Genomic DNA, 19,244 nt, shown 5'->3' on the forward strand with positions numbered 1-19,244 from the left:
AGTCTCGATGCATCGCAACAGCTCCCACCCACACTGCTCCTCTAGGAGATGACCCGAGATGCAGACCCTGGCGAACTGGGACGGCGGCCCCGGCCCGTGGATCCTGTTCTTCCCGCTGATCTGGGCGGCCGTCGTGATCGGCGTCGTGACGGTCCTGCGTCGCACCGTGGGGCGCGGGCGCCGCGGACCGTGGCGCGCCATGGGCGACTTCGGCCCGCCCCGCGACTCCCGCCCCACGGGCGACGAGCCGATCGCGCTGCTCGGCCGCCGCTTCGCCACCGGCGAGATCGACGAGGACGAGTACTGGCGCCGACTCTCCGTCCTGGACGAGCAGTTCGGCCGCCCGGGCAAGGGAGGATCGGCATGACGACCGCCACCACGACGCGTCATGCCGCGGGCGTCGCCGACGCCGTCAAGGTGTACGGCAGCGGCGACACCGCCGTCAGGGCCCTGGACGGGGTGAGCGTCGGCTTCCCGGCCGGACGCTTCACCGCGATCATGGGCCCCTCGGGCTCCGGCAAGTCCACCCTGATGCACTGCGCGGCAGGCCTGGACACGCTCACCTCGGGCGCTGCGTTCATCGGCGACACGCCATTGAGCACGCTGGACGACCGCCGACTCACCCTGCTGCGCCGCGACCGTGTCGGCTTCGTCTTCCAGGCGTTCAACCTGATCCCGACGCTGACCGTCGCCGAGAACATCACGCTGCCCCTGGACCTCGCCGGGACGAAGGGCTCCCGCGAGTGGATCGACGCGCTCGTCGACGTCGTCGGCCTGCGCGACCGACTCCACCACCGCCCCGCCGAACTCTCCGGCGGACAGCAGCAACGCGTCGCCGTGGCCCGGGCGTTCGCCGGCCGTCCCGACGTCGTCTTCGCCGACGAACCCACCGGCAACCTCGACTCCCGCTCCGGCGAGGAGGTCCTGAACCTCCTCGGCCGCGCGGTGCGCCGGATGGACCGTACGGTCGTCATGGTCACGCACGACCCGGTGGCGGCCGCACACGCCGACGAGGTCGTCTTCCTCGCCGACGGACGCCTCGTGGACCGGATGGAGTCCCCGACGGCCGACAAGGTCCTCGACCGGATGAAGGCGTTCGACGCCAAGGGCGGGCGGTCGTGAACGCCTCCGTGCGCCTGAGCGTGTCCTCCCTGCGCGCCCACAAACGGCGCTTCGCCGGTACGTTCCTGGCGGTGCTCCTCGGTGTCGCCTTCCTGGCCGGAACGCTGGTCATGGGCGACACGCTGCGCGCGAGTTTCAGCACGCTGTTCGGCGACGCCACGAAGGGCACCGACGCGGTCGTCCGCAGCGCCGACGCCATCACGACGCCCGGTGAGAGCCAGGGTGTGCGCCAACCGGTCGACACCGCCCTGGTGAAGACCGTCGAGGGGGTTCCCGGCGTCGCGGCCGCCGCCCCCGACATCCAGGGCGCGGGCCAGCTCGTCGGCAGCGACGGCAAGCCCGTCGGCGGCCAGGGCCCGCCCACCCTCGCCGGTAACTGGATCACCGACCCGAAGCTCAACCCGTACCAACTCGCCGTGGGCCACGCCCCGTCGAAGTCCGGCGAGGTCGTCGTCAACCGGGGCGCCGCGAAGAAGGGCGGCCTGAAGATCGGCGACACGACCACCCTGCGCACCCCAGGTCCCGTCAAGGTGACGATCGTGGGCCTCGCGACCTTCGGCGGCGAGGACGGCATGGCGCAGGTGACGTTCACCGGGATGACGCAGGCCGACGCCGAGAAGTACCTCACCGCGAAGCCCGGCGAGGCGGCGAGCATCCGGGTGCGGGCCGGTCCCGGGGTCGGTCAGGCCGAGCTCGTCGCGGACCTGACTCCCGTCCTGCCCAAGGGAGTCGAGGCGATCACCGGCCAGGAGTCGGCACGGGAGAACACCGACATGATCTCCAGCCAGTTCCTGAACATCTTCACCACCTTCCTGCTGGTGTTCTCTGGCATCGCGCTCCTTGTCGCGACCTTCTCCATCCACAACACCTTCGCGATCGTCGTCGCCCAACGCACCCGCGAGAACGCCCTGTTGCGCGCCCTGGGCGCCTCCCGCCGCCAGGTCACCGCCTCGTCCCTGGTCGAGGCGAGCGTGGTCGCGGTGACCGCGTCGGCCGTCGGCCTCGCGGGCGGCATCGGGATCGCGGCCGGGCTGCAGGCGCTGTTCCCCGCCATCGGGTTCCCGTTCCCCCAGGGCGACTTGGTGATCAGCGGCCTGTCCATGCTGCTGCCGCTCGCGGTCGGCATCGTGGTCTGCCTGGGCTCCGCGCTGCTGCCCGCCGGACGCGCCGGCCGCACCGCGCCGCTCGCAGCGCTGCGCGAGACGGCCGTCGACGGGTCCGGGGCCTCACGGGGGCGGGCGCTCGTGGGCGCGGCGCTGGCCGTACTCGCGGTGGGCGCCACCCTGACCGGCGTACTGGTGAGCCCGTCGCTGTGGCTCGCGGGCCTCGGCGCCGTTCTCGCCCTCGCCGCCTTCGTGGTCCTCGGACCCGTGGCGTCGTCGGCCGCCGTACGAGCCCTCGGCGCCCCCCTCGACACGCTGCGTGGTGTCACCGGCGGCCTGGCCCGGCGCAACGCGCTGCGCAGCCCCAGGCGGACCGCCGCCACCGCGAGCGCCCTGATGATCGGCGTCGCCGTCGTCTCGCTGTTCACGGTCTTCGGCGCCTCACTGAAGGCCACCATGGACCAGACGGTCTCCCGGTCCTTCGCGGGTGACGTCGCCGTCAGCACCCCGTCCTTCGGCGCGGGCGGCAGCGGGCTGAGCCCCGAACTGGCTCCCGCGATCGCGCGGCAGCCGGCCGTCCGGTACGCGGTCGGCCTCGGCCGCGGGGTCGCCCAAGTCGACGGCAGGGGACGGGCGCTGACCGTCACCGACCCCGTCACACTCGGCAAGGTGTTCGACCTCGGTGAGGTGCGTGGCTCGCTCGACGACCTGGGCACCGACGGCATCGCGCTCACCCGGAAGGAGGCCGCCGAGCAGCACCTCACGACCGGCGACACGGCCCGGCTCACCTTCACCGACGGCAGGCGCGAGAACTTCACGGTCCGCGCGGTCTACGGCCGCTCCGAACTGGCCGGCGACTACGTCATCACCCGCGCCGCCTGGGCCCCGCACCGCACCCAGGACTCCGACTCGCTCGTCGCGGTCACCTTCAAGAACGGTGTCGGTACGGCCGACGGCAAGGCGGCGGTCGAGAAGGTGGCCGCGCGGTACGGCAACCCCGAGGTGCAGACCCGCGACGCGTACGCGCGGTCCTCGGCCGGCGGCATCGACATGATGTTGACCCTGGTCTACGCGCTGCTCGCACTCGCGGTGCTCATCGCCCTGCTCGGCATCGCCAACACGCTCACCCTCGCGATCCACGAGCGCACCCGTGAACTCGGTCTGCTGCGGGCGGTCGGGCAGACCCGGGCGCAGCTGCGCGCCATGGTCCGCTGGGAGTCGGTCCTCGTCGCCGCCTTCGGAACGGCGGGCGGACTCGCCCTCGGTGCCTTCCTGGGCTGGGTGCTCGTCGAGGCCTCCGACGGCGCGTCGGACAGCACCTTCGCCTTCGCGATCCCGCCCGTGCGGCTCGTCGTGGTGGCGCTCGTGGGCCTCGCGGCGGGAGCCCTCGCGGGGCTGCGCCCGGCCCGGCGCGCAGCACGCCTGGACGTGCTGCGCGCCATCGCCACCGAGTGACGTACAAGACGGGGGTCACCGCCCGGTCAGCCGGCAACGGCTGACCGGGCGGGAGCGTGTTCTGGCCGACGTTCGTCGAGGGGGTCGAGCGGGGCGACGGCGTGTCGGCGCGCGGTCTCGCGAGTCTGTTCGTACGGCGGAAGCACGGGCTCCGCCACCGCGGGCGAGGTCGCCGGCAGGGTGAACCACACGACCTTGCCCGACTCGCCGTCCGGACGCACGCCCCAGCTCTCGCTCACCGCGGCGATCATCGCGAGACCGCGTCCGCAGGTGGCCGTGGGGTCCACGTCCTGTACCTCGGGCAGGCGGGGGTCGTGGTCGTGCACCGAGACCGTGAGCCGGTCGAGCAGCAGCTCGATCTCCACGGTGCACACCTTGTCCGGCTGGGCGTGCCGGTGAACGTTGGTCAGCAGCTCGGTCACTCCGAGCGCGGCCCGGTCTATCAAGGGGTCCTGATGCCAGTAGCGCAACTGCGCAGAAAGGATTCTGCGGACCTGGCCGATCCGCGACGGCAGGGCTTGGAGCTCCACCGTGCAATGCCTGCTTGGCTGGCTGATCACGGCTGCGACTCCCCGAATTGAGGTCCGGAAGAAGACGGAGATCGGATCCAGCAGAGTGGCTGAGTGGAACGGCCGCCTGCTGTGGTGACCGGCGGACTGATTCGTAGCGTTATCGCCGGTGAACCCAGAGTGATGATGTGAGAACAGCGTGACTCAGGGGGTGCGGTCCTGCAACTCGCGGTGCGGTCCGCTCCGGCCCGAGCCGTCGCGGGGCGGGGGTCTCGCCTGAGCGGCGGCGTCCGGCGGGCCGGGGTTCATCGTTCACCGCCACGGGCCGGGGGCGGATCGCTCAGGCAGCGACCACCACCCACCCCGAACCGGGGCTGCCGCGGCGACGGCACCGATCCCGGACCGCGTTCCCCTCGGCCAGGGTCGACCGAGGCCCCGGGCACCACCCCTCGCCGTACGCGCCCCGAAGCCTTCCGCCCCGGGATTTGTCGTGCGGGGGCCGGAGGATCCGTAGCCGGGCTTCGCCGGCGGTGAGTCCGGGGGTTCGTCGCGGGCCGTCGCCGACCGTCGGTCCAGGGCTGCCCCGTCGGCGGTCGCGGGCTGAGCGCGGGTGGTTCTCGCATCGGGTTTCGCCGGGCGTGGGCTGGAGGGCTCTGGATCGGGCCGGGGCGGTTGTCGGTCCAGGGCTTGCGCGCCGGGAAGCGTCGGCTGTGGGCCCAGGGCTTTGTCGTGGGCCGTCGGCGGTTGTGGGCCAACTGCCTGGCTACGGGCCGTTGGTTGTTGTACGTGGGCGGCTGTCGTGCCGGGTCCCGCGCCGGGCTTCGCCGGGCGTGTGTTCGGGGTGTGCCTTCGGCGCTCGTCGGGCGACGGGTCCGGCACCGGGACTCGGCGGTCGCGGGGCTCCCGTTCCGGGGATGGTCGGCTGCGGGGCCGGGCCTTGCGGGTCGGCTGTGGGCGGCTGCGGTGAGGGCGTTCGTGCAGGACGTCGATGGGGGGACGACGTCCGAGGCTCGCCCGGTCGCCGTCGCCGGTTGCAGGCCGGGGCTGCTGGGCCCTGTCGTCACATTCCCGTCTGCCCCGCGACGCCATGCACGCGCCCCCAAGCTTTCGGCTTCGCTCGAACAGCGAGGGACCCCCTTCGCCGCACCGGGCGGCACGCGCCTGACGCCGCAGGGCCCGCCCCCCGGGCGGACGACGGGACTGTGACGACAGGAATTGGCGTCGGCGACCGGGGGGTGCGGGCCCGAGGCCCGCGTGCCGACCGCCGCGGATCGCGAGCGTCGCTGGTAGTGCGCTCGGAGGTGCCCGGTGGGCGGCCGTAGGCCGGAGGTCGAAGGCCTGCGCGCAGGGCGTAGCCGGTCGCGAGTCGTGGGTGCCTGTGTCGGCCCTTGCCGGTGGCGAACCGAAGGCTCCCGTGTCGGTTGCCGCGCGGCCGACTCAGCCGTTGCGCCCCGCCGCCCTGCGAACCGCCTCTATGAACCGGCGTGCCGAGGGCGGCCCCGGCTTGCCCGGCGCGGGGTCGTGCTCGCCGAGCGTGAGTGAATAGCGGGTGCCGTTGACGTCGGCCAACGCCCGGTCCTCGGGCGCGAACCACGGCTTCGACGCCCGCACCGCCTGCACCGGCGCACTGTCGATCTCACTGCCGTAACTCGTCAGCAACTCCAGCCTGCCGTCGCTGATCCGGACCTGTCCGGCCCGGGTGAGCGACCGCAGCCTCTTCCCGATCCGCACGCCCGTGGCCGTGAACTCCGGCTCTGCCATGATGCTCCGCCCCCTTGTGCGCGTCGGCTGTGCTCTGTCCCGGGTCGCTCTGTCCCGCGTCCCGGCCCCGGACTTCGCGCGGGTCGTGCTCCGGAGTGCGCGACCGCTGCGGGAGTGTCATCCCGCGCGGCGCGGTCGGACGCGGGCCGCGTGCCCTGCGGTGCAGTCTGCCCGCAGGCAGCGGCGAGCACCAGTGCGCATGACGAGGTGACGGCGGGGACGGGAGCACTCGCCCGGGTGCGCCCCCATCGCTTCGGACACCCCTGCTCCAGGGGTGCCTTTGAGGTGCTCAAAGGAGTGTTTATGCAGGTGAGAAGCGTGCGCAAGGCGTTTATGATCGAGGCGTCCGACCATCTGAACCGGCGTCGGCGCGATGCGTAAGGAGCCCCGCCGTGAGCACCCCTCAGCAGATCCGGACCGGCGAAACCCTCGACGTCGACCACAGCGACGCGCGGTACCGGACCTGGCTCAAAGAAGCCGTCCGCAAAGTCCAGGCCGACGCGAACCGCTCGGCGGACACCCACTTGCTGCGCTTCCCGCTGCCCGAGGCATGGGGTATCGACCTCTACCTGAAGGACGAGTCGACCCACCCCACCGGCAGCCTCAAACACCGCCTCGCCCGCTCACTCTTCCTGTACGGGCTCTGCAATGGCTGGATCCGGCCGGGCCGCCCGGTGATCGAGGCGTCCAGCGGCTCGACCGCCGTCTCCGAGGCGTACTTCGCGAAGCTGATCGGCGTGCCGTTCATCGCCGTCATGCCGCGCACCACGAGCGCCGAGAAATGCCGTCTGATCGAGTTCCACGGCGGGCAGTGCCACTTCGTGGACGACTCCCGCAGGATGTACGAGGAGTCCGCCGCCCTCGCGGTCGAGACCGGCGGCCACTACATGGACCAGTTCACCTACGCGGAACGGGCCACGGACTGGCGTGGCAACAACAACATCGCCGAATCCATCTTCCGCCAGCTGGAGTTGGAGCGTTTTCCGGAACCCGCGTGGATCGTCGCCACGGCCGGCACCGGCGGCACCTCGGCGACCCTCGCGCGCTACGTCCACTACATGCAGGCCGACACCCGCATCTGCGTCGCCGACCCGGAGAACTCGTGTTTCTTCGAGGGCTGGACCACCGGCGATCCGGAGGTCACCTGCGACTGCGGCTCGCGTATCGAGGGCATCGGCAGGCCCCGTATGGAGCCGAGCTTCGTGCCGGGTGCGATCGACCGGATGATGAAGGTGCCGGACGCCGCGAGCGTGGCGGCCGTACGGGCACTGGAACATGCCATCGGCCGCAAGGCGGGCGGCTCGACCGGTACCGGGCTGTGGAGCGCGCTGAAGATCGTCGCCGAGATGGTGACCGAGGGGCGAAAGGGGAGCGTGGTGACGCTGCTCTGCGACCCCGGGGACCGCTATCTCGACAAGTACTACTCGGACGCGTGGCTGGCCGAACAGGGGCTGGACATCGCGCCCTACACCGCGGCGATCGCGGCCCTGCTCCAGACGGGCGTCTGGCCGGACTGACCGCCGGGACGCGGCTCACACGGCGCGTCCACGGGCGGGCCTGGGACCCGGGCCTGTCGTCACGCGCGTGTCGACGCCAGCCGTCGGTCCAGCGCCGTCACCGCCTGGCGGAACGCGCGGCCGAGACCCGCCCGGCCCAGCTTCAGGGCCAGCCGGAACGGGGCCGCGCCGTCGACGGCGAAGGTCCACTGGACCCGGGTGCCCTTCCCGGCCGGAGTCAGCCGCCACTCCTCGACCAAGGCCCGGGGGCCGGGCGCGTTCGAGACGTCCACCCGGTACGCGTACACCTCGGGGGCCTCGGCCACGAGGACCGTTTCCTGGAAGCGCGTACCGCCCCGGAGCCGGATCTCCCGCCCGGCGCCGTCCGCGGTCGGCCGGGCGAGTGTCACCGCCGAGAACCACTCGCTCCAGCCGGGCACGTCCTCGGCCAGCGCGCGGAAGACCACCTCGGGAGGGGCCGCCACCTCGCGGGCGAACACCAGACGCAGGGGAGCGGTCTCGGCGAAGTCGAGCCCCACCGGGCGAAGACGGCGTGCCATGGACGAAACCCCCACCTGGGAACGGAGCCTCCGGACCCGCGTGCGGAGCCGCGGCCAGCGTCACCTTAGCTGGCGGACCGTCAGATGTCTGTACCGTCCTCGGGCTCTCCGGCCACCACCAGGCGCCGCAGGTGTTCGGAGACCTCGGCCCGCGCCTCGGCCGGCAGCCCGGCGTCGGTGACCAGTGTGTCGACCTGGTCCAGCGCGGCGAACGAACTCAGACCCACCGTGCCCCACTTGGTGTGGTCGGCGACCACGACGACCCGCCGCGCGGACTGCACCAGCCGCCGGTTGGTCTCGGCCTCCGCCAGGTTCGGCGTCGACAGACCCGCCTCGACCGATATCCCGTGCACCCCGAGGAACAGCACGTCGAAGTGGAGCGCCGCGATGGCCTGGTCGGCCACGGGACCGACCAGCGAGTCGGACGGGGTGCGCACCCCGCCCGTCAGCACGACCGTGGCCGCGCCCTGCCGCTGGCCGGAGAGGCGCTGCGCCGAGTGGAAGACATCGGCGACCCGCACCGAGTTGGTGACCACGGTCAGGTCCGGCACGTCAAGGAGCTGATGCGCCAGCGCGTACGTCGTCGTACCGCCCGAGAGCGCGATCGCCGTGCCCGGCGCGACCAGCTCGGCGGCGACCCGCGCGATGTCCTCCTTGGCGGTCAGCTCCAGACCCGACTTGGCCTCGAAACCCGGCTCGTGCGTACTCGCCTCGACCAGCGGCACCGCGCCGCCGTGCACCTTCTCCACCACGCCCTGGCGGGCGAGCGCGTCGAGGTCACGACGGACCGTCATGTCGGAGACGCCCAGCTTGCGGGTCAGCTCGTTCACGCGGACGCCGCCCCGGCGCCGTACCTCGTCGAGAATCAGGGCCCGACGCTGCTCCGCGAGAAGGTTCTGATTCTCACTCACGTCCGCTCCGATCCTTGCGCCACAAGCTGCCCGACACTCCGTCCGAACCCACTCCCACGTGGACATTCTCCTTGTCCTAGGCCTGGAGGACGACCCATCCTCGCACGGGCCACCGACACGTGCGCCACTCCCCGCAAGGACACCGCGTCCCGCCCGTCGCGTCACTGTCACACGTATCGGGGAGATTCCGTGACCACAGGTGCGCGCGCACCCCTGAACGGAGATCCTTGTGCCTGCACATGACACATGCCAGACGCGCGCACGGGGGAAGTGCAGAAAAGTGGAACGTGCACGGGAACACGCCTCGGCGGGAGAGCTCAGCGGCCCCGCACAACGGCTCGAAGCGGCCGATACCGCCCTCGAACTCCTGGTCCACGGAGTCGGCGGCACCACACCCGAGGAGATGCTGGATGATCCGCGGACGGTCCGGATCAGCGGCGACGACACCGCGGCCGTCTACCGGCGCGTCGACGACGCCGACGCGGAGCGGCGCCCCGACGACTACCGGGGCAAACCGGTCCCCGAGGCCTATGTGTGGTGCAACCTCACCTCCGGCAACGGCACCCGGGCCCTGTGGCTGTTGCTGCTGCCCTTCATGGTCGTCAACCTCGCGCACTGGATGCGTCCCGCCACCCGGGGCCGCACCCGGACGGTCCGCCTGTACGGCCTGCTCGTCCGGCTGGCCGGGCTCACCCTCACCGTGCTGCTGGTCGCCGCGGCCTGCGAGGTCGCCCTCGATCTGACCGCCTGGCAGTGCGCGGGCACCCGCGCGTGCGCCGAGGCGCACTCGTGGCTGGGCTTCCTCTCCCCGGACCTGTCCGACAACGGCTGGTGGAGCCGACCCGGCCGCCGCCTCGCCCTGGCCGCCCTGGTGCCCGCGGGTCTCACCTGCCTGCTCTGGTACCTCTCGCACCGCACCTGGAGCGCGTACGAGTCCCAGCAGCCCGTGTCCCGCAGGCCCGAGCCCGCCGAGGAGACCGGCCGGACCGGGCTCGGCAGGCCCGGCTTCTGGTACGGGCGCCGTCTGGTGGCGCGGCTGCGCGCCGCGCACACCGCGGCGGGACTCCTCACCGTCACCGCCGCCGTCGGCGGCCCCGCGGCCCGCTTCGACCGGGAGACCGGGGGACCCGCCGTGCTCGGGATCCTCGGCCAGCTGCTGTACGCATCGCTCGTCGTGGGCGCGGTCGTGGTGCTGTGGGTGGTCTGCCGGCGCGGGCGCAGCGAACACCGGCTGGACCAGGAACTGGACGCCACGCTCGTGCGCGGGCTGCCCCTGGGCTCGATCGTCCTGTTCGCCCTGACCCTGCTGTACGCCGGATGGTCACGGCCCGGCTGGCACTCGACGGGGCGGCTGCCGGGCGACGCGACCTTCGGAGGCCTCGCCCTCGCCCAGGGGCTGCTCGTCATCGTGCTCGGCGTGGTGGCCCGGGTTCTCTACCGCACCAGGCCCGATCCGCGCACCGCCCTGCGAGGTCTGGCCGGACCCGCCGTCGCGATGCTGGCCTGCGCCCTGGGTGGCGTGATGTCCGGCGGAGTCGCGCAGCGTGTCGCCGACTGGCTGGACGGCACGCGCGGCTCGCTGCCCGGCCCGCCCGTCCTGCTGACCTGGCAGGCGTCCGTGATCCCGCCGACGCTCCTCGTGCTCCTCGGCCTGTGCGGCAGGCTGGCCCTGCGCACCTGGCGGCTGCGCGTCCTCGAGATGCGCGCCGTGGAAGTCGACTACCTGGGCGAGGCCAAGGACACCACCCGTACCGGCCGTATCGCGAGCACACGCGCGATGGCCGCCCTCACCGACCGGGCGCCCCTCATGGTCGGCGTGATCTCGTTCGTGACCCTGCTCCTCGGCGCCGGAGCCCTGGTGGGCGTCCTGACCACCGGTGACGCCCCGGCACAGGCCGCGCGAGGCTCGTACGCCTTCGTCCGAGGCGCCGCCGAAACCGCACAGGCGCTCGGGTCCTGGCTGATCGGCCTCGGCTTCATACTTCTCGTCACCTCGGGGCGGCGCGCCTACAAGGACCCGGCGGCCCGCCGCACCATCGGCATCCTCTGGGACGTCGGCACCTTCTGGCCGCGCGCGGCCCACCCCTTCGCGCCGCCCTGCTACGCCGAGCGTGCCGTGCCCGACCTGACGTGGCGCATGGTCACCTGGACCCGGGCCACCGGCGGGCGCCTGGTGCTCTCCGGGCACTCCCAGGGCAGTGTGCTGGCCGCCGCCGCGGCCTGGCAGCTGAAGCCCTCCGTACGCAGGCGGGTCGCGCTGCTCACCTACGGCTCGCCCCTGGAACGGCTCTACGGGCGCTGGTTCCCGGCCCACTTCGGCCCGGCCGCCCTCACCTCGCTGCACCGGGAGGTCGACTGCTGGCGCAACCTGTACCGCCTCACCGACCCCATCGGCGGCCCCGTCCGGCTGCCCGGCGACTGCGGCCCCCAGGTCGACCGCGCGCCCCTGAAGGACCCGCTCGCCTACGGACGCACCCAGGAGCATCCGCTGCCCGCGCCGATCCTGGGACACGGGGACTACCAGGCGGACCCGGCCTTCGCCGAGGAACGCGAACGGTTGCTGGCGCGGCTGCGGCCGGAGGCGGTACCGGGCCCCCGTCCCGACGGCGACGCCACGACCTGAGGGCGACCGCACGTCCACGGGGCGAGGCTCAGGGCAGCTCCGGCAGGTCCTCGGGGTAGAGCAGCGTGAGGTCGTCCGTGCTCGGCTCGTCGAGCTGGGCGACCCGCCCCGCGTGCCGCTCGACCATCGCCTCGAAGGTCTGCCGCGCGGTACGGCCGTTGCCGAACGCCGGGCCCTTGGGGATGGCCGTGAAGTACTTCAGCAGCGCCTCGGGCGCGCCGGGCGCCAGGCTGTACTCGTGCTCCTCGGCCTGCTGCTCCACGATCCGCAGCAGCTCCTCGGGGACGTAGTCGCTGAAGGTGATGGTCCGTGAGAAGCGGGACGCCACACCAGGGTTGACGGTGAGGAAGCGCTCCATCTCGGCCGTGTAGCCCGCGACGATCACGACGACCGCGTCCCGGTGGTCCTCCATCAGCTTCACGAGCGTGTCGATGGCCTCGCGGCCGAAGTCGCGGCCCGAGTCCTCCGGCGACAACGCGTACGCCTCGTCGATGAACAGGACACCGCCGCGCGCCCGGTCGAACGCCTCCTGGGTGCGGATCGCCGTGGAGCCGATGTGCTCGCCCACCAGATCGACGCGGGACACCTCGACCAGGTGACCCTTCTCCAGGACACCGAGCGAGGCCAGGATCTCGCCGTACAGCCGGGCGACCGTCGTCTTGCCGGTGCCGGGGGAGCCGGTGAAGACCAGGTGGCGGCGGGCGGAGGCCGCCTTGAGGCCCGCCTGCTGTCTGCGGCGGCCCACCTCGATCATGTCGGTGAGGGCACGCACCTCGCGCTTGACGCTGTCCAGGCCCACCAGCCCGTCGAGTTCGCCGAGGACGACCTTCGAGGCACGGGTCGGCTGCGCGGGCTCGGACTCCGAGGCGGTGACGAGCGGTTCCTGCTCGGTGGTGCGCTGGCCCGGGATCGCGCCGAGCAGGCTCGTGGACGGGTTGGACGTCTGTACGGCCGTCTCGTGCGCCGGGGGGCGCACCCCGGCGCTCTCGTCGCTCGTGCAGTCCTCGACGATCGGGCCGCCGCCCGGTGTGTTGCCGCCGTCGGCGAACTCGTAACCCCCGCGTGCGCAGCGCTCCGTACGGCACTTCTTCAGCGTCGCCCGGCAGCCGTCGATGACATGGAAGCCGTAGCCCCCGCTGCCTGTCACCCGGCAGTTGTGGAAGCTGCCGCGGCCACCCGCCGACACGTAGAAACCGGCCTCCGCGGGGGAGTCGACCGTGCAGCGCTCGAGGGTGGGGTCGGCGCCCTTGGTGACGATCACGCCGGTCTGGGTGCCGTCCACGGTGCAGCCGGACAGGGTGCCGCCGCTTCCGTGGTCACGGAACCAGGCGCCCGTCGCGGCGTCGCGGATACGGCAGTCGTCGAGCTGCGCCGTCGCGCCGTCGCTCACCGAGACGGCGGTGTTGCGCACTTGGGAGAGGTCGCTGTCGACGACGTCCACGCGTGAACCGCGGTCGAGGACGAACAGGGCGTCGGGCACGTCGTGCACCCGGCAGGACTCGAGGACCGCGGTCGCGCCGTCGCTGACCCACACCGCGGGGTAGTCGCCCGTGCTGTCGAAGATCTCGCACTGGTTGGCGTCCACGCGCGTGCCCGGGTCCCAGACCGACAGGCCGTTGCGCCCGAACTGCCGGACGGTGGTGCGGGTCAGGGTGAGGACCGAGCGGGAACGCAGGTCCACCGCGTTCTCCGGGATGTCGTGGATGCGGCAGTCGGCGAGCGTGAGCACGGCGTCCGTGTCCAGGGTGACGCCGTCCGACGTCGTGCGGTGCACATCGCAGTCGGTGAGATGGGCCGCGGCGCGCGCGGTGATCTGCACACCGGAGCCCTTGACCTCGTACACCTCGCAGCCGACCGCCTCGAGCGAGGAGTTCTCGCCGGTCACCGACAAGCCCGCGCCGGAGGCGTGGTGCACCCGGCAGCGCTCCAGACGGGGATGCGCGCCGCCGCGGACCGCGATGCCGGACTGTCCGGCCGCGACGACCTCGCACTCCTCGAACACGCCACCGCCGCCGTCGAGTACGGCGATGCCGACGCCCGCCGGATTGTCGACCGTGCAGCGCCGCACGGTCGGACGGGCGCCGCCGCGCACCTCGATGCCGACCGCGGAGCGCGTGACGATCCGCATGTCGAGGAGCTCCGGGGTGCCCTCCTCGACGAGCAGCGCGGGCGCCGCCGAGTCCTGGCCCTCCACGTGCAGGTCCTGGACCACGGCCGAGGCGCGCACGGTCAGCGGCACTCCGTCCACCGGCGCGATGCGCACGGAGCCGGGGGAGCCCTCCGGGCCGCGCAGCGTCACCGCGCGCTGGACCACGAGATTCTCCCGGTAGGTGCCGGGTGCGACGGTGAGCACGTCCCCGTCGGCCGCGGCCTCCAGGGCGGCGGCCAGCGATGCGTACTCTCCTGTGCGGCGCCGCCACCGCGAGGTGCCGGTGTGCGTCACCTGGACCGTGCCCTGTGCCATGGCGCTGTAGTGCCCCCACCTCGTCGTACGCGGGTCCTGCGAGGCCGTGCTGAAACCCCGTCGCGATCAAGAACAGCTTCTCACGACGGTGCCGAACGATTCGGTCGGTCCACCGTAGCGTGCGCGGGCACGGTGGGTTGACCGGAGCCGGAAGGCGGTCAGCTGCCGGTGCCCGTCCTGCCCCAGTCCGGGCCCGCCCTGTCCCATGCCTGATCCCAACGGGCGTACCGGCGAAGGACCATGCGCCACACGATCAGACGTCTGCCGCTGTCGAGGAGCCCCGCGGTGAGCAGGGCCGCGCCGATGCCCGCCAGTACGGCGTGCGTCGTCGCGGTGGCCGGATCCAGCGGGCGGGCGACCATGTCACCGTGCTCGTCGGTCCAGAGCGTGAAGTGGTCGCCCTTGTGCGGTGACTTGAGGGCGGCTATCACCTTGCCGTGATGCGCCGTGCCGTCCGGAGCGGTCCAGTCGGCGAGCACACGGCTGTGCGGATCCTGCGCCGACGAGGCCTCGGGATCGGGGTCCAGCGGGGCCCGGGCCGCCTTGCCCACCACGGTCGCCGTCACTTCGTGGCGGGCCAGGTGCTGGTCCCGAACGGCCTGCTGGAGGGCGTCCTCGGCCGTCGCTCCGGTGAGGGCGCCGAGCAGGGGCGCGAGGGTGAGGATCAGCAGGACGGCCAGCAGGGCCAGCCACGCCTCGACCAGATCGGTCGTGCGGCGCAGCGGATTGTGCCGCCAACGCCAGAGTCCGCCGATAGCTCGCACCGTCCCGCACCCCCTTTCGCCTCCGTGATAACCCCCGGCGGAGCCGTTCATGGGCGAGCCCTGGGAAAGAGAGAGCGAAATCACCCTACCCACGGGTCTTTCATGAACTTCTCACGCAGTCTCAACGACCGTGCCCGGGGCCCGGGTTCCCGCGGGCGGGTCATTCGAGGACCGTGACCGGATCGCCGATCCGCACCGTGCCGCGGGACTCAGGCACCAGGTTCTGTCCGAAGACGAGCTGGGAGCCGAAGCGGCGGTGGCGTCCGAGTGTGCGCAGCGGCTCCTTGCCGCGCTGGGCGGTGTCCTGGTCGGTGGTGGTCACGACGCAGCGGCCGCACATCTTGGGCACCCGGAAGCCGACCTCGCCGATGGCGATCCGCCGCCAGCCGTCCTCAGCCCATGCCGTCGTGCCCGCCACCACCACGTTCGGCCGGAACCGGTTCATCGGGAGGGGGCCCTCGTCGGCGCGGTCGCCCTGCGCGATCAAGGAGTTGAGCGCGTCCAGCGAGGCGAGCGTGGTGACGAGCAGGGGATAGCCGTCGGCGAAGCTGACGGTCTCGCCCGGACGCGCATAGTCCGGGTCGACCGGCCTGCGCGTGGCGGGGTCGTCCATGTGAAGGAGACGGACCTCGGTCCCCAGATAGTCACTGCACCAGGCGTGCGCGTCCGCGTCGGCGAGGACCGCCTCCACCTTGTTGCCGAAGAGATCCAGCGGCGTCGTGCCGACCGGCTGGGGCACGCGGACGGCCAGCGGCTCTTGGCCAGGAGCGGACAGCCGAATGCCGCCGCCGGGCAGCAGCTCGGCGGCGGCCAGTGCCAGCCGTGGTTGCTGACGCTGGGTGACGACCTTTCCCCCGTCGTCGATCAGTACCCAGCGTCGGTCTCCAGCCAGCCCCCAGGGCTCCACGACGGCCTCCCTGGGCGAGAGAGCCCGGAAGGCCTTGACCGGATGGACATGGATCGAGTGCAGCTCCGCATTCCCCATGACTCCATCGTGCCAGCGGGCACCGACATTCCGGTCCGAATGCCGCGGTGCCCGCCTACCTCAGCCCCTCAGTACCCGCGGTACTGCTGGTTGTTGTACGGGTCCTGGTACGGAGCCGGGGCGGGGCGGGGAGCCGCGGGGCGCATGGCCTCGTAGCCGGTGCCGGCCGCCATCGGGCGCTGCGGCTGCTGCTGGGGTCCCGGGTAGCCGCGCGGGGCGCCGGCCTGCTGCGGGATGTACGGCGCCGGGGCCTGCTGCAGCGGTGCGGGCTGTTGGGCCTGCGGGTAGCCGCCGTACATGGGGGCCTGCTGCGAGGGTCCGGCGGGCAGGGCCGGAAGTGCCGAGGGGAGCGCGGGAAGGTAGCTGCTGCCCGTGTCGTAGGCGGCGGGAACCCGGATCGGGGCGATCTGGGGAGTGCCCCGCTCGGCGACCAGGGAGTCGTAGATCGGGGTGTCCGGGAAGGACGGCGCGGAGTAGTAACCGCCGCCATAGGTGGAGCGGGGGGAGGTCATGGCACATAAGTTAAGCCCACGATGTGCTGGTTGGGGAGACCGATAAGAGGGTTGATTTCCGTGTCGGCAGTGACGCGGGATCCCCAATGCGAGCGAACTCGGCAAAAAAGGGCGCCAAATCGCGTTCAGATCGTGTAAAGGCCGAGTTCCGAGGGGGTTACCGGTGGTTGGCCAGCAGTGTTCGAGGCCCCTCGTGCGATCTTCCGGGGCACCGCACAGGAGTTCTCCGCCTTGGGGGAATAGGTTGGTCGGGAAAGGGTCCGAGGGACGGTCCGAGGCGCGGCCTGGCGCGGTGACACGTGATGGGGGCGGACATGACAATGCCTAAAGGTTCGAATGTTCCTGTGCCGACGCGTGGGTTGCGCGTCGAAATGGGGTGGCGTTCGGGGCCCGGGGTTCCCGACGCGGATGCTTCCGCGCTGTTGCTGGTCTCCGGAAAGGTCCGCTCCGACGGCGACTTCGTGTTCTACAACCAGCCGGCACACCCCTCCGGCGCCGTGCGGCACGAGGGCAAGCGGGGCGACGGCGGTCAGGTGACCGACACCCTGCTCGTCGACCTCGCGCGCGTGGAGGGCGCCATCGAGACCGTGGTGCTGGCCGCCTCCGCGGACGGCGGCACCTTCGGACAGGTGCCCGGTCTGTACATCCGCGTGCTCGACGCGGGACAGGGCACGGAGATCGCGCGCTTCGACAGCAAGGACGCGACCGTCGAGACCGCCTTCGTGCTCGGCGAGTTCTATCGGCGCCAGGGTGCCTGGAAGTTCCGCGCGGTCGGACAGGGGTACGGCAGCGGACTGGAAGGGCTGGCGAAGGACTACGGAATCACGGTGGACGAGCCGCAGCACGCGGCATCGCCCCCGTCTCCGCCCGCGCCGACCGTGGCCGCGCCGGTCGCCCCCGCACCGCCTGCGCCCGCACCGCCTGGCCCCACACCGCCCGCCGCCATGCCGCCCGCGCCCGGTACACGTGTGGCCGGTCCACCGCCGGTCGGGCCGCCGGTGAACATGCCCCCGCCCGTCGCGCCGCCCGTCACCGCACCGCCGGTCACCGTCTCGCCCCCTGCCATGGCTCCGCCGCCCGCCCGGCCCGCGGCCCCGGTCCGCCTCTCCAAGGTCACGCTCACCAAGGAGGCGCCCTCGGTCTCGCTGACCAAGCAGGGCGGCACGTCCGGCGCCATGCGTGTCAACCTCAACTGGCAGGTGCGCAAGCAGTTCTCGGGGTGGGGCAGCAAGCGGGGCCGGGCCGTCGCGGCGCACAGGGACCTCGACCTCGACCTCTGCGCCCTGTACGAGCTGTCCGACGGCCGCAAGGGAGTCGTCCAGGCGCTCGGCAACGCCTTCGGGGCGCTGCACCAGCCGCCGTACATCCACCTCGACGGCGACGACCGCACCGGTGCCGTGGCGAGCGGCGAGAACCTCACCGTCAACCTCGACCACAAGCAGAGTTTCCGGCGCATCCTCATCTTCGTCACCATTTACGAAGGGGCGCGTTCGTTCGCCGACCTGCATGCCACGGTCACCCTGCAACCGCTGAACGGCGCCCCCGTCGACTTCTCGCTCGACGAGTGCACGGTGCCCTCGACGGTCTGCGCCCTCGCCCTCATCACCAACAACGGCGGCGACCTGATCGTCCAGCGTGAAGCCCGCTACCTCGTCCCCGAGCGCGGCGTGAGCCCGCAGCGCACGGTGGACCGCATCTACGGGTGGGGCATGAACTGGACCCCCGGCAGGAAGTGACCCACAGGAAGCGACCCAGAGGAAATGACCGGCAGGAAGTGCCCGGTCAGCGCTCGTCGAGCGCGGTGTCCGGGCGTGCGTAGGTGCGGCCCTTCCAGGCCGCGCCGCGCCCCCTGTAGTGCTGCACCGCGGAATCGACCGTCATGAGGAGGTACAGGAACGCGGTCACCGGCAGTGACGCGGCGAGCCACACGGGCTGCCGGTAGTAGCGCAGCATCGGCAGATACGTCGCCGTCATCAGCAGCCACGCGAGCCCGCCGGCCGCCGCGATCCCCGTGTGCCCGGAGAAGAGACCCGTGAAGAGGGCGACCGGCGGCACCAGGTACACCACGGCGAGGCCGAGGACCGTACCGAGAAGCAGCAGCGGGTTGTGCCGCAGCTGCGCGTACGCGCTGCGCGAGACCATGCGCCACAGGTCGTGCAGCCGGGGATAGGGACGCACGCTGTCGACCCGCTCGGCCAGCCCCAGCCAGATGTGGCCCCCGCTCCCCTTGACCGCCCTCGCGAGCGCCACGTCGTCGATGACGGCGTGCCGGATGGCGTCCGGAATCCGCGCCCGCTCGGCGGCGTCCGCGCGCAGCAGTACGCAGCCGCCCGCCGCGGCCGCCGTCCGTGAGCCCTTCACCGCGATCCACCGGAAGGGATAGAGCTGTGCGAAGAAGTAGACGAAGGCGGGGACGACGAGCCGCTCCCACACGCTCTCCACCCGTAGCCGGGCCATCTGCGAGACCAGGTCGAAGCCGCCGGTGCGCGCCGCGGCGACCAGCGTCCGCAGGCTGTCCGGCGCGTGCGCGATGTCCGCGTCCGTCAGCAGCAGGTATTCGGGGCCACGCGCGCGTGCCAGGCCGATGCCGTGACGCACGGCCCAGAGCTTGCCGGTCCAGCCCGCGGGCGGCTCCCCGGGCGAGTCGACGGTGAGCGGCAGCCCGCCGTGCGTGCGGGCGAGCTCACGGGCCAGCTCCCCGGTGCCGTCCGAGCTGCCGTCGTCGACGAGGAAGATCTCGGCGCGACCCGGATAGTCCTGGGCGAGCAGCGAGGGCAGGCTCTCGGGCAGCACGGCGGCCTCGTCGCGCGCCGGTACGACGACGCAGACGGACGGCCAGTCGTCCGGTTCCCGACGCGGCGGCAGCCGCAGATCCGTACGCCAGAAGAAGCCCTGGCCGAGCAGCAGCCACAGCCAGGCGGCCAGTGATCCCACGGCGGTCCACGCGACGGCACTCACCCGTCGCAGTCTGCCCCACCC

At 72.3% G+C, this 19,244-nt stretch carries 15 protein-coding genes; 6 read left to right on the plus strand and 9 right to left on the minus strand.

The genetic code is table 11. From position 1 onward, the window contains the following. The first annotated feature begins 58 nt into the window (after positions 1-58). Genes ACZ7M3_RS02285 through ACZ7M3_RS02295 form a run of 3 tightly spaced genes read left to right on the plus strand, consistent with a single transcriptional unit; the run spans position 59 to position 3,680 of the window. Entirely contained in the window at positions 59-367 is a 309-nt protein-coding gene (locus tag ACZ7M3_RS02285; RefSeq protein WP_472060031.1) for an SHOCT domain-containing protein, read from the plus strand. Then, a complete protein-coding gene (locus ACZ7M3_RS02290; protein ID WP_075025608.1) occupies positions 364-1,122 on the plus strand; it encodes an ABC transporter ATP-binding protein in 759 nt (252 codons plus the stop codon). The genes ACZ7M3_RS02285 and ACZ7M3_RS02290 overlap by 4 nt, the downstream gene beginning before the upstream one ends. Continuing rightward, positions 1,119-3,680 carry an ABC transporter permease gene (locus ACZ7M3_RS02295; protein ID WP_472060032.1) on the plus strand — a complete coding sequence of 854 codons (2,562 nt, stop codon included), beginning with the start codon at positions 1,119-1,121 and terminating at the stop codon, positions 3,678-3,680. Before ACZ7M3_RS02290 ends, ACZ7M3_RS02295 begins: the two co-directional genes overlap by 4 nt. A gap of 26 nt (positions 3,681-3,706) precedes the next feature. Here ACZ7M3_RS02295 and ACZ7M3_RS02300 read toward each other — a convergent pair whose 3' ends face one another. Together ACZ7M3_RS02300 and ACZ7M3_RS02305 are read right to left on the minus strand one after the other, a co-directional pair. Beyond that, positions 3,707-4,240 (minus strand): ATP-binding protein, encoded by a 534-nt coding sequence (locus ACZ7M3_RS02300; protein ID WP_351299800.1) that lies wholly within the window; start codon positions 4,238-4,240, stop codon positions 3,707-3,709. 1,386 nt (positions 4,241-5,626) lie between these two features. Next, complete coding sequence (locus tag ACZ7M3_RS02305) at positions 5,627-5,950, minus strand: hypothetical protein (protein WP_054228734.1); 324 nt, start codon at positions 5,948-5,950, stop codon at positions 5,627-5,629. Positions 5,951-6,342: 392 nt separating this feature from the next. Here ACZ7M3_RS02305 and ACZ7M3_RS02310 point away from each other — a divergent pair, with 392 nt between their 5' ends. Beyond that, positions 6,343-7,467, plus strand: coding sequence for a PLP-dependent cysteine synthase family protein (locus ACZ7M3_RS02310; protein WP_472060033.1), 1,125 nt, complete (start codon positions 6,343-6,345; stop codon positions 7,465-7,467). Positions 7,468-7,526: 59 nt separating this feature from the next. Here the strand turns inward: ACZ7M3_RS02310 and ACZ7M3_RS02315 are convergent, their stop codons facing one another. Further along, positions 7,527-8,006 carry an SRPBCC family protein gene (locus ACZ7M3_RS02315; RefSeq protein WP_355303476.1) on the minus strand — a complete coding sequence of 160 codons (480 nt, stop codon included), beginning with the start codon at positions 8,004-8,006 and terminating at the stop codon, positions 7,527-7,529. An 80-nt stretch (positions 8,007-8,086) separates the two neighbouring features. Continuing rightward, complete coding sequence (locus ACZ7M3_RS02320; RefSeq protein ID WP_054228731.1) at positions 8,087-8,917, minus strand: DeoR/GlpR family DNA-binding transcription regulator; 831 nt, start codon at positions 8,915-8,917, stop codon at positions 8,087-8,089. Positions 8,918-9,197: 280 nt separating this feature from the next. On the opposite strand from ACZ7M3_RS02320, the gene ACZ7M3_RS02325 reads away from it, so the two are divergent. After that, positions 9,198-11,540: a hypothetical protein gene (locus ACZ7M3_RS02325; protein WP_472060034.1), complete on the plus strand. Its 2,343-nt coding sequence runs from the start codon at positions 9,198-9,200 to the stop codon at positions 11,538-11,540. Between the two features lie 28 nt (positions 11,541-11,568). Here the strand turns inward: ACZ7M3_RS02325 and ACZ7M3_RS02330 are convergent, their stop codons facing one another. The 4 genes from ACZ7M3_RS02330 to ACZ7M3_RS02345 all read right to left on the minus strand — a co-directional run bounded on the left by ACZ7M3_RS02330 (position 11,569) and on the right by ACZ7M3_RS02345 (position 16,265). Further along, complete coding sequence (locus tag ACZ7M3_RS02330) at positions 11,569-14,004, minus strand: right-handed parallel beta-helix repeat-containing protein (protein ID WP_472060035.1); 2,436 nt, start codon at positions 14,002-14,004, stop codon at positions 11,569-11,571. A 158-nt stretch (positions 14,005-14,162) separates the two neighbouring features. Continuing rightward, positions 14,163-14,768 (minus strand): Rv1733c family protein, encoded by a 606-nt coding sequence (locus ACZ7M3_RS02335; RefSeq protein WP_355303482.1) that lies wholly within the window; start codon positions 14,766-14,768, stop codon positions 14,163-14,165. A gap of 160 nt (positions 14,769-14,928) precedes the next feature. Continuing rightward, positions 14,929-15,753 (minus strand): MOSC domain-containing protein, encoded by an 825-nt coding sequence (locus tag ACZ7M3_RS02340; protein ID WP_472060036.1) that lies wholly within the window; start codon positions 15,751-15,753, stop codon positions 14,929-14,931. Positions 15,754-15,821: 68 nt separating this feature from the next. Further along, entirely contained in the window at positions 15,822-16,265 is a 444-nt protein-coding gene (locus ACZ7M3_RS02345; protein WP_075025618.1) for a DUF6643 family protein, read from the minus strand. Positions 16,266-16,567: 302 nt separating this feature from the next. On the opposite strand from ACZ7M3_RS02345, the gene ACZ7M3_RS02350 reads away from it, so the two are divergent. Next, the gene (locus tag ACZ7M3_RS02350) at positions 16,568-18,001 is read left to right on the plus strand and encodes a TerD family protein (protein ID WP_472060037.1); all 1,434 of its coding nucleotides are present in this window, start codon (positions 16,568-16,570) and stop codon (positions 17,999-18,001) included. 46 nt (positions 18,002-18,047) lie between these two features. On the opposite strand, the gene ACZ7M3_RS02355 is transcribed toward ACZ7M3_RS02350, so the two are convergent. Then, positions 18,048-19,223, minus strand: a complete 1,176-nt coding sequence (locus ACZ7M3_RS02355; RefSeq protein WP_393015008.1) for a glycosyltransferase — start codon at positions 19,221-19,223, stop codon at positions 18,048-18,050. Between the last annotated feature and the right edge of the window lie 21 nt (positions 19,224-19,244).

The sequence above is a fragment of the Streptomyces sp. NPDC111656 genome, assembly GCF_055656965.1.